At 61.1% G+C, this 1,307-nt stretch carries 1 protein-coding gene; it reads left to right on the plus strand.

Features of this window, described 5'->3' with window-relative positions; all coding sequences use genetic code 11:
- Positions 1 to 102 precede the first annotated feature (102 nt).
- Positions 103 to 1,307: RCC1 domain-containing protein (locus BUE18_RS27160; RefSeq protein ID WP_425290535.1), on the plus strand; the 1,205-nt coding region annotated here is incomplete at its 3' end.

The following is a 1,307-nucleotide window of genomic DNA, read 5'->3' on the forward strand; positions in this document are numbered from 1 at the left end:
CCGCTTCAAAGACTCTTTCGGCCGAGGGTCCAAGCCCTTGAAGCGGTTAAGATCGTCTGCGTACGGTCGTCGCCGTGACCTTTTGCAATTGGCTCCCTGGCTTTGAAAAATGACGGCACGGTCTGGGCCTGGGGAAACAACGCATACGCCCAGTTGGGAACCGGAATTTCCGGGGAGGCCGTTGCAACACCGGCGCCCATCGTAGTCCTTTCCAATATCGTCGCCATCGCGGCGGGAAGGCGGCACGCCATGGCCCTGGCGGAAGACGGCTCTGTATGGGCCTGGGGCGCCAACGGTTCCGGCCAACTTGGGTTTGGAGATTTTGAAACCCCCAGGGCGCCGGGACGCGTCTCCTCCCTGGCTGACGTAACGGCAATCGCCGCCGGGTGGTTTCATTCCCTGGCGGTTACCCAGGACGGCGTTCTTTGGTCCTGGGGGAATAATGGCAATGGCCGCCTGGGGACTGATGCAGCCAGCGATCAAAGCCTGCCGGCTCAGGTTTCCACCATATCCAACGTCGTCTCTTTTGCCGGGGGGCAACGGCATTCCCTGGCCCTTGCCGCCGACGGATCAGTCTGGTCCTGGGGAGGGAACGCTTACGGCCAGTTGGGCGTGGAAAGCCTGACGCCCGAGTCCGTGCTCACGCCGGTTCACACGCTCTATTCCGGCGTAGACTTTCATCTGTTTTACGACACGGACGGAGACGGAGCCGCAAACATCTGGGACGACGATGACGACGGCGACGGATTTTTGGACGAATCGGACAACTGCCCGTGCGTTTCCAATCCCGGCCAGGAGGACGCGGACGGCGATGGAACCGGAGACTTTTGCGACGGCTGTCCTGGGGATTTTTTCAAAATCCAGCCGGGACTCTCCGGCTGCGGCAATCCCAACCCCATGGTTGCAGCGGGCGGGGGTTTTTCCCTGGCCCTGAAAACCGACGGTTCGGTGTGGTCCTGGGGAGGCAACGGCTCTGGCCAACTCGGGCTGGGGCTGGGGGAGAATGATAATGTATTCACGCCTACCAAGGTGGACGCTCTTCCTTCTACGGCTGCAATAGCCGCTGGAAATGGTCATGCCCTGGCCCTGGCTCCGGACGGTTCGGTCTGGTCCTGGGGATCAAATAACGCCGGCCAACTCGGGCTGGGGACCAGTGGAACCTTTTCAACCGAAAACAGGCCGCAGAAAATAAACGCCATATCCAACGTGGCTGCCATTGCCGGCGGGGGGAATCACTCCCTGGCTCTGGCCAGGGACGGCTCGTTGTGGTCCTGGGGGTATAATTACTATGGTCAGCTTGGGCTTGG

Source organism: Desulfatibacillum alkenivorans DSM 16219 (genome assembly GCF_900142135.1).
In the GTDB taxonomy this organism is placed as follows: domain Bacteria; phylum Desulfobacterota; class Desulfobacteria; order Desulfobacterales; family Desulfatibacillaceae; genus Desulfatibacillum; species Desulfatibacillum alkenivorans.